Origin of the sequence: Marinilabilia sp. (genome assembly GCF_016278715.1) — a bacterium.
Classification (GTDB): domain Bacteria; phylum Bacteroidota; class Bacteroidia; order Bacteroidales; family Marinilabiliaceae; genus Marinilabilia.
In genome coordinates, this window is sequence record NZ_JADQBH010000057.1 from 1 (window position 1) to 9,860 (window position 9,860).

Sequence of the window (9,860 nt, forward strand, 5' to 3'; positions counted from 1 at the left end):
CTCTGCCATCTGCCAACCTCTTCTCTGTTATCGGTACGTTCCGTCATTGCGAGGGCTATGCCCGAAGCAATCTCGGTTGAAATAAACACTAATTAAATTAGAGCAAAGCAAAAAGCAACAGGAGAAAATTAACAATTGGATACAATTTGTTCCCATCACTCAGCATTATTGAACTGGATTTATGAAAAACGGAATGACCTCTTACAACACCTCTGCCTTAATCCTCCAACTCTTTTTTCTCACATATTTGAATATAATCCGAAGGAGTTGAACCGAAATAATCTTTAAAGCATCTGGTGAAATAGGAAGGACTGGAAAATCCAACCATGTAGATAATCTCAGAGATGGTTTTTTTCTTTTGCAACAATAAGTCCGCTGCAACTTTCAAGCGCTGATTCCGGATAAATTCTTTGGCTGTCTGGCCGGTAAGTGCTTTTATTTTCCGGTAAGTCTGGTTGGCACTCATCCCCACTTCCCGGCTCAACAAATCAACGTCAAGAGAAGAATTGTCCAGGTGTTTATTAACGGCCTTCGTAGCAGTGGTCAGGAATTTTTCATCCAGGGAAGGCAGTTTAATTTGTTTGGGTTGCAGAAGCTGAGTTTTCCTCAAACTCTCCTGCATTTGCCGGCGGGTTTCCAGAATATTCCGGATTTTCAATTTTAAAGCCACCATATCAAATGGTTTGTAGATGTAATCCACTGCACCAAGTTTCAACCCGCTTATCTCATCTTCGCGCATGGTTTTAGCAGTAAGAAAAACTACCGGAATATGAGAAATCGAAACATCCTTTCGCAGCTTTTTGGTCATTTCAAATCCATCCATACCGGGCATCATAATGTCTGAAACAATAATATCCGGGAATACTTCATGAATTTTCTCCAAACCTTTTAATCCGTTGTGAGCTACTTTAACTTCAAAATCGGCCGACAATCCGCCAATCAAAAAGTCACATAATTCCGAGTCATCTTCAACCACCAACACCAGGGGTTTATCTGTTTTCAAAGGTGGCACAACCATTGAGTCCGGAGATTTTAACTCTTTCCCCTGAATGTTTTGTTGTTTGGGAATAGCCTCTTGAAAAGGAATAACCACCCGGAAACAGCTACCCTTTTCGGGTTCACTTTCAAGTTCTATATACCCTCCATGCTGCTCTACAAAAATACGGGTAAGGTAAAGCCCGACTCCCCCTGTACTTTGAGTGGGATTGTCATGCACCTGATAAAACCGGTCAAACACTTTCTCCTGATTTTCAGAGGATATCCCATAACCCTCATCAATCACTTCAACAATTAAATCTTTCGTTAATTTGGAAGTCTCACCAATCCTGGTCTTTACAATCACGGAACCACCATCATCGGAGTACTTAAATGCATTAGAAACCAAATTAAAAAAAATTCTCTCAAATTTATCCTTATCCAGGTTTGCTATGATTTCCTCTTCCGGCTGTTGAACCTTAAAGTCGAAACTCCGCGAAGCGGCCAGACCGGAGAATGAATCATACAACTCATTTAAGATCTTATTGACGTTACATTCATCCAGAATTAGGTCTATGGTTTCGCGTTCTATTTTGCTAAATTCCATCAGTTGATTCACCAGTCTCAATAAACGTTGAGCGTTTCGCTGAATCAGAGTAATCTGATTCTTTACAGTCCCCTGCAAATCGTGTCGGTTGCTTAATTCTTGGGCAGGCCCGAGAATAAGCGTCAGAGGAGTTCTGAATTCGTGTGTAATATTGGTAAAGAACTGACTTTTCATAACATTCAGTTCGTTTTCCTTTTCATACCTGACTTTTTCAATCAGCATTTCCCCTTTCTCTTTGGCCTCCACAATGGAATAAGCCTTGAAAAAATAGAGTAATCCAAACAAAACCAAGCCATACCCGGCATAAGCGAAAGACGATTTCCACCATGGAGTAGAAACCAGTAAACCAATCGTTGTTGCTTTTCGGCTCCGGATTCCATCGCTGTTGGCCGCCCTGACTTTAAAAGTATATTCTCCGGAAGGCAGATTGGTATAGGTGGCGGTATTTCGATTCCCCACCTGATTCCAATCCTTATCAAACCCTTCAAGCATATAAGAATAGGTGTTTTTCAGCGGAGATTTAAAATCCATGGCAGAAAAAACAAAAGTGCAGACATCATCTTTATAGGATATATGAAGCGCACTGTCCAGCCTTAAATCCTGGTTGCCATCAGTTCCTGCCGAAGCATTCACACGCTCATTGAAAACCAGAAAATCAGTGATTTCAACCACCGGAGGTGCAGACCCGATTTTTAGTCGATCAGGATGAAAAGCAAAAATACCATTACCTCCCCCCAAAAAGAATGAACCATCAGAAGCAGAATATGCTGAGTTGATCTCCACTATGGTTCTTTGATACTCGCTAAGCAGCAAAACACTATCCACCTGTTCTGTTTCTGTGTCAAAAACCACCATTCCACGATAAAAACCAACCCATAGGTTTTCTTTTTTATCAGCCAGAATATTCGTTACCAACTCGTTTCCGATGCGATCCTGTGACGGAAAACCTTTAAACGAGAACTTTTCGCCGGCAGAGTGATTTGCTATGATTTTATTGAGACCGGAATTGGTTCCAACCCACAAGTTGTTTTTTCCATCTTCAAAAAGCACATTAATGACATTATCGTTAATGGTGGTTTCATCGGAATTGTCATAAAAATAACTGACAATTTCGTCGGTCTCCGGATAGTAGCAATTCAATCCGTTTTGCGTACCAATCCACAATCGTCCGGCAGAATCTTCCAGAAGAGCCCTGATATTGTTATCACTCAACGCTGCGGCCCCATTATCAGCAACAAACTTTTTAGTTTCAATTACCTCATAATCAGGACTCATAGTTAATTTTGCAAAACCCGACTGCTGTGTTCCTACATAAACCCACTGCGGATTAACACTTGATTGCACAATGGAATTAACCTTGTTGCCCGGAAGGGATAATTCTGTTTCTGTATTAAAGAATTGAAAATCACCAACAAAATCATAGGCGCGGGCTCCACGGAAAAATAATAACCCGGCCTCATCTGTTCCTATCCATAAGCCATTTTTGGTCTTCTCTAATGCCAAAACAGAGTAAGAACGGAAGTCAATACCCTTGTATTTATAGGCGATAGGCATGAGTTTTTGAGACTCTTTCAATTGAGTGCCATCCCTATTGTAAAGGCTTAACTTTCTGTAAGTTCCCACCCACAAATCGTTTTTTTCACCGGCAAAAGAACGTACAGTATTCCGGGTAACCGTTCCATTCGTTATCAGGCATGTATTATAACGATTCATCCCCTTTGCAACAACACAGGTTCTGTCAATTTTTGTACTGCCTACCCACAGCAACCCGGAACGATCCACAAATAGCGCGGTAATATTGTTATCCGAAATACTGTATGGATTGCTTATGTTGCTCTTAAAAACCTGAAAAGAGGCCTCGGAAGCACTTTTTTCCTGTTCTTCGGGCGGTAAAAGACAAAGACCTTCATTCCAGGTCCCAATCCATAAATTCTGGAAGTCATCATAAAACAACCGAAAAACTACATCCGAGGAGATAGAAGAATTATTGATCTTATAATTTACAAACTTTATACTGTCACGATTGTCATGCAGGGTAACCCTGCTTAGTCCTCCGCCCCAGGTTCCAACCCATAAATCATCGCCTTTTCCTTTTACTATCTGATTGATGGTTGAATTCGCCGGCCCATCCGTTGGGTCTTCGCCGGGTACATATCGCTGGTAGGATCCCGTTTCAGGGTCAAAGCTGATGAGCCCGAAGTTGGAAGCCAGCCAAAGATTCTGATGCCTGTCTTCATAAATATCACGAATACCACCAACTGCAAAAAAATGCTCCTGAAAGCCGGTTTCAGGATTTAGCCTGTACAAACCATCACCGATAGTTCCTATCCATATATGCCCTTCTGTATCCTCATGCAGTGCAAGAATTCTGTTATGAAACTCAAAAGTCCTGATTTGATCATTTCGCGGATTCAGACAATTTAATCCATCCGATGTACCAATCCAGATGTTTCCATTTCTGCTTTCCAGCAAAGAAACCACCTCCCGGTTACTGATCGTAGTTGAGTCATGAAACCTGGGTTTGTAAACTTTAACCTCGTACCCATCGTACCGATTTAATCCGTTCCAGTTGCCAATCCATATATAACCATGCGAATCCTGCATGAACACGTTGGCACGGCTGCTGGTAAAACCATCTTCAATAGTTAACGCATCAAAATCATATAACTTCTGACCAGAAACACCTGCTGAAATATAAATACCAAAAAAAACAAGAAAAAGCCGAATCCACATAATGACTTTGAATTAATGCGATGTCAAATCTACTAAGGGTTTGTAATGAAATAAATTGACAGATTTAACGAAGTTATTTTTTTCTTTACCTACTTGAAAATGCTGCGAATAGCGAGCTATTTAATGGATTTTCAAGGAAGTTAAAGAGCAAAAGAACAAGTATAAAGCGGCAAGTTATTTCGGCACAATCCCTAATCTCCAACAGAAACGATACCTCTGAGCACGGGGATATATTGATTTTCTTCAACCAAATTCACTCCCTGACCAGCATTTTTATCCGCGATTCATAATCCGTATAGTGCACATATTTTTCGTTTTCCATCCAGAGAACATCAGCCGTTTCACCTGAGCTCCACCAGGGCACAAAAGGCCTTACCTGATCCAACTCAGAGTTCCGGGTTACTGCTTCCTGGCTCCAACTCCCGTTGCCATTAATTCGCCATTTCTCTATTTCAAAGATGCCATTTACCTGCCTGGAAAGATACACCTCAGAAAGATTGTTCCCATCAATGACCAATCCACCAGAGTAATGTGGCTCCCGCTCCTTTTCACCTTCCGGCGTTTCAGGAAACCACTTGCCCGAATTACAGATGTCAACATTCTGCCATTTGTTTCCATCATAGCGGGCATATCGATAAATATGATCCTGCTCAGTAGGATACCGGGCATAAGCAATCACAGGATTTCCCTGCTCATCGGCCTTCATATCATATACCCATGCGCGTCCCTGCTCTTTATTGCCCTGGTAAACCAACGTAGCATCACCGGGCTCAAAAGGAAGACTATCCACCGGGCATATCAGTGCTCCATCGGCACGATAAAAAGCCCCATTCTCATAATAAGCATAGTAAACACTGTTGGCGGGTTCATTCCGCGGATGACCATCCGTAAAAGTGATGTGGATGCGTTTGCTCCCATCAGAAAAGTACTTTACGTAAGGACGATTGCCAGCATCAAATGGCTGAGGACAAACGACCACACGGCTGTTACTCCACGTTTTGCCCAGGTCGTCACTCCAAATCATCGTTGGTTTGAATCCCATCCAGCGACCAAAAAGATATATCCGGTTCTCTTCGGATGACAACAAAAACGGATTGGCATAGGTATAGTAAGGAGTTCCATAAATTTCCGCCTCCGCAGGATTTGAAATATTAATTTGCTGAGGTTGCTCCCAGTCAGTAATATCCCCCGGCTTCGTTGTGCCCGAAACAAAAAGTTCTTTATTGTGATGACGGGTATAAAATGCAAGGATTTTCCCATCGGGCAATTCCAAAAACGCAGGATTGTTGTGGTCGTCTTTTTCCAGTTGCGGGTGAATAATTCCCCGTTCAATCTTTTGCAGTGCGGAATTGTAAGAAAATGCCACTACAGAACCGTCTTTGGCAACTCCCCCGGATATCAGTCCGGCCTCATCATGCTGATTTAGTTTAATGGCTCTTGGATCGGAAAACCAGCACCAGGCGGCATCTTCGTCAACAACCTGTATTGAGCTTTTAGGGGATTGGCAGCCAAAGCTTAGCACCAGCAAAACCAAAACGAACCGGTTTATATTTTTCTGCATAACATTCAAGTTTAAAGGCCATAGGCCCGAAAAAAAGAGTAAAACCATACAAGGCATATAAGCATTTCAGGTTTTTCTACAATTTTGCAAAGGCCTATTGACCAATTTTTTTAACAACAATTATAAGGCTATAATTTAATTATGCGTTGATAACACTATTTCATTCACTGACAGGATATTAATACCATACCCATAGAAATCTTTAATCCTACCTGGGATTGCTTCTCCCGATTTTGTGCCTCACCGGTCTCGCAATTATATACTACAGCCAATAATTATACTTTTAATTAGGGGCTGCTGAAAAAGCCAGCATACCAATTTTTAATTTCTTTATTGATTTTCTTTTTGGCATTGCTCCAAAAAGAAACAAAAAAATCTAGCGATCCAATTCTACCGGTTCAATAACATAACTGTAATGATATTTGTCATCCAGCAATCTGTATTGGTCATGAGGCAAAGCCCCCCAGCTGTTATCGCCTCCCAATCCCCGCTGGGCCAAATCAACATTGAGGTAAATCTCCCCACGGGGATAGATGTCAATAGTGTGGCGTTGTTTTTTCTCTGCGCCGGGGTCAAAATCCACACAAGGGATGTGCAATGCCGTAATATTTAATGGCTGGATACCTGATATTTTAAGGCCAAATCCCTTTTCGTTGGTAAGGGTCAGCCAGCGTACATCGGTTTTGTTTCCATTTTCCTGAGGCCGAATATACGGGTAATACTGTTCCGCAACATCACCACTGTAAACCCCCAGCAAAGCACTGCTTTTCCGGTCAGAATAGTTCTCCCAGGGGCCACGTCCATACCAGGTAAACTGATCGAAGCCTGCTGGCACTACCATCTCCATTCCGAAGCGGGGCAACTCGGGAAGTCCGTCCCGGCCTGCCTTCCACGACACATCTACCTTTACAGCTCCTCCGGGAAGAACAGTGTAAACGATTCTGTAATCCGAATCCACATCATTTAAACGAAACAAAACATCCAACTTAACAGAAGATTCCGCTTGCTCCACATGAACCTCCTTCACCTGCTTGTTTTGTCCTGCAAGTCGCCATACATTGGCTTGCTTCTGAAAATTATTGCCAAAGTCATTGTCGATTGGCGCACGCCAGAAATCTGGCTGAGGCCCGCGTTGAAGCAACCTGTTGCCATCGACGCTGTACTCAGCAAGGGTTCCCCATCGCTTATCCAATCTTATGCTGAAGTTATCCCCGGAAACCGTCAGTGAGTGCTCATCTTCTTCCACATCAAAAGTTGCTTTTTCTGCTGATTGCGAAACCTCTGCAAACCAGGCATCCTGATTAAGCAAAAACTGCTCACGTGCCACCTCCAAACCGGCAGGCAGAAGAGGTTTTTCATGGGCCGTGTAAGCAAACACGTTCAACTGATATTCTTTTCCTTCTCTGGTAAAATCAACGCCTGATATTGGCAAAGAAACTTCATCGCTTTCACCCGGCTTTGCGGATACTTGGAAATCTCCGGTTTTCTTTTTTTCACCGTTTTCAAGCAATTCCCATTTAAAATCAAAACCGTTAAGCGAAGAAAAAGCAAAATTATTCTCCACCTGAATCACTCCATTTTCAGGGTTTACAGATGAAAAAGATATATCCTGATAGATTTTCTTTACTTCATTCAGACCGGGGTGCGGAGTCCGGTCGGGATTTACCAACCCATTGAGACAAAAGTTCGCATCATTGTACAGATGACCACTTCCCAGGTCGCCGCCATAGCCATAGAATTCCCTTCCATTGCCATCGGCTGAAAGCAAGCCCTGATCTACCCAGTCCCAGATAAAACCGCCCTGCATATTGGCCGAACCATTGATGATGTCCCAGTACTCTTTAAAATTTCCGGTGCTGTTCCCCATGGCGTGCGCATACTCACACATTATGAAAGGGCGGTCCACATCCTCACGGGCAGCATATTCCATCATGTAGTTGATAGATGGATACATGGGACAAACAATGTCGGTATTCTCTTGCTGTCCTGCCTGCTCAAACTGTACCAGTCGGGTTTTATCCCGGTGTTTGATCCACTCGTACGCTTCAAAAAACACCGGTCCGTTTCCACACTCATTGCCCAAACTCCAGATAATCACAGAAGGATGGTTTTTATCCCACTCAACCAGTCTCTTGATTCGGTCAATATGGGCAGCCTCCCACTGAGGCAGATAGGCAGGGTGACGGTCTTTGTTAAACCACCCCTGCAACTCAGCCCCCATACCATGCGTTTCGATATTGGCCTCGTCAACCACATACATTCCGTATTCATCACACAGTTCGTATAAATCAACAGAATGCGGGTAATGGCTGGTTCGGATGGAATTAATGTTGTGCGCTTTCATCACTTTGATATCCTGAAGCAATGTTTCGCGGGGTACATAGTGACCAGTCAACGGGTCATGCTCGTGAAGGTTTACGCCCTTTACCATGATGCGCTTTCCGTTAACTCTCAACTGACCATCTTTGATTTCTACGCTTCTGAACCCGGTTCGGGTACTGGTTGATTCTATAGTAGCGCCTGCTTCATCTTTCAGGGTGATAACCACCGAATAAAGATTAGGTGTTTCTCCACTCCACAATGCAGGCTTGTTGATTTCGCCCTTGATGTTCAGGTCGGTTTCTTTTTCACCTCCAATCCTGACATTCCGGGAATCCTGAAAAATCTTCCGGTCCAGGTCATCATACAAACCAACTTCCAGAACACCTTGAAAACTCTTTTCTTTATAGTTTTTGATGGTTACAGAGGCATTCAGCAACCCATTTAAGTAATTGCTGTCGAGTCCGGAAGTGACAAAAAAATCAGAAATATGAGAATTAGCGGCTGCATAGAGGTAAACATCCCTTTCGATGCCACTCAAACGCCAAAAGTCCTGGTCCTCCAGATAACTGCCATCTGTCCAGCGATAAACCTCAACGGCTAGGGTATTCTCTCCTTGGCGGATGTAGGGAGTAATATCGAATTCTACAGGCGACTTGGACACCTGGCTGTATCCCACTTTCTCACCATTCACCCAGACAAACATCCCGGAGGTGCCTGCCTCAAAATGAATAAAAACCCTGCGATTGTCCCAGGATTGGGGAATATCGAATGTGCGACGGTAAGACCCTACCGGGTTGTCATCAACAGGAATATGTGGAGGCTCCGCCGGGAAAGGATATCTCACATTGGTGTAAATCGGCGTACCATAACCTTCCAGCTCCCAGTTGGAAGGGACAGAAATATCATCCCAATGGTCAACATTGTATTTTTCCAGATAAAAATCTGTCGGTCTTTGCGCAGGATTGGGAGACCAGTTAAATTTCCACTGACCGTTCAAAAGCTTGTAATAAGGTGAAGATTCGTAGTTGTTCTGCAATGCCATCAGCTCCGAAGGATAAACCATTCCTGAAGCCCGGGGAACTTCTTTATTGATGGCAAACACCTCCGGATTCTCAATTTCCGAAGGTTGGGCCCATAAACCGGAAAACATCAGAAACGTAACAAGGGAAGATAAAAATGTCCTTTTCATAATTTGAAATTTGGTGAATTCGCTCGTCAGATTTTTTGAGATTTGACAATAGATTAAGAAAATCGTTAAAAGCACTAAAATATACTTTTATGGACAAGACCATTATTAAAAATCCTGCAAAAAGTAGCACTTTTTCACTCCTCCCTGATTTTCTGAATTCTACAGAAGTATCCCTTTAACGATCCCTGAATCATTAAGGTGCTGCTAAAAAAAGTCAGCAGCACCACATTTTGTTTTCTTTTCATTTTCCTTTTTGGCATCGCAAAAAAAAACGAAAACCCCGAATTAAGGTTTGTAAGGTTTTGGGTGGCCCAAAAAACCACAAAAACTATTTTTGGGTAGTCCGTTTTGTCCTGTCATCCAGCAAAAGCCAAGATTTCTGGTCATTGCGCTGGTGAGACAATTACTGGTGTCCGGTTAATTAGGGGCTGCTGAAAAAGTCAGCAGCCCCACTTTTAATTTCAGGTTGTTGT

The 9,860-nt window shown here is 42.9% G+C and carries 3 protein-coding genes; all 3 read right to left on the reverse strand.

What is annotated here, in order from left to right; all coding sequences use genetic code 11:
* Window positions 1-217: 217 nt before the first annotated feature.
* The 3 genes from QZZ43_RS03995 to QZZ43_RS04005 all read right to left on the reverse strand — a co-directional run bounded on the left by QZZ43_RS03995 (window position 218) and on the right by QZZ43_RS04005 (window position 9,387).
* The gene (locus tag QZZ43_RS03995) at window positions 218-4,315 is read right to left on the reverse strand and encodes a two-component regulator propeller domain-containing protein (RefSeq protein ID WP_291856494.1); all 4,098 of its coding nucleotides are present in this window, start codon (window positions 4,313-4,315) and stop codon (window positions 218-220) included.
* A 253-nt stretch (window positions 4,316-4,568) separates the two neighbouring features.
* Window positions 4,569-5,876, reverse strand: coding sequence for a BNR-4 repeat-containing protein (locus QZZ43_RS04000; protein ID WP_291856496.1), 1,308 nt, complete (start codon window positions 5,874-5,876; stop codon window positions 4,569-4,571).
* Between the two features lie 376 nt (window positions 5,877-6,252).
* Window positions 6,253-9,387, reverse strand: coding sequence for a glycoside hydrolase family 2 TIM barrel-domain containing protein (locus QZZ43_RS04005; RefSeq protein ID WP_291856497.1), 3,135 nt, complete (start codon window positions 9,385-9,387; stop codon window positions 6,253-6,255).
* Between the last annotated feature and the right edge of the window lie 473 nt (window positions 9,388-9,860).

Bases quoted from the DNA above. Each gene is read 5' to 3' on its own strand.
- QZZ43_RS03995 (WP_291856494.1), bottom strand. From the start codon at position 4,315: ATGTGGATTCGGCTTTTTCTTGTTTTTTTTGGTATTTATATTTCAGCA.
- QZZ43_RS04000 (WP_291856496.1), bottom strand. From the start codon at position 5,876: ATGCAGAAAAATATAAACCGGTTCGTTTTGGTTTTGCTGGTGCTAAGC.
- QZZ43_RS04005 (WP_291856497.1), bottom strand. From the start codon at position 9,387: ATGAAAAGGACATTTTTATCTTCCCTTGTTACGTTTCTGATGTTTTCC.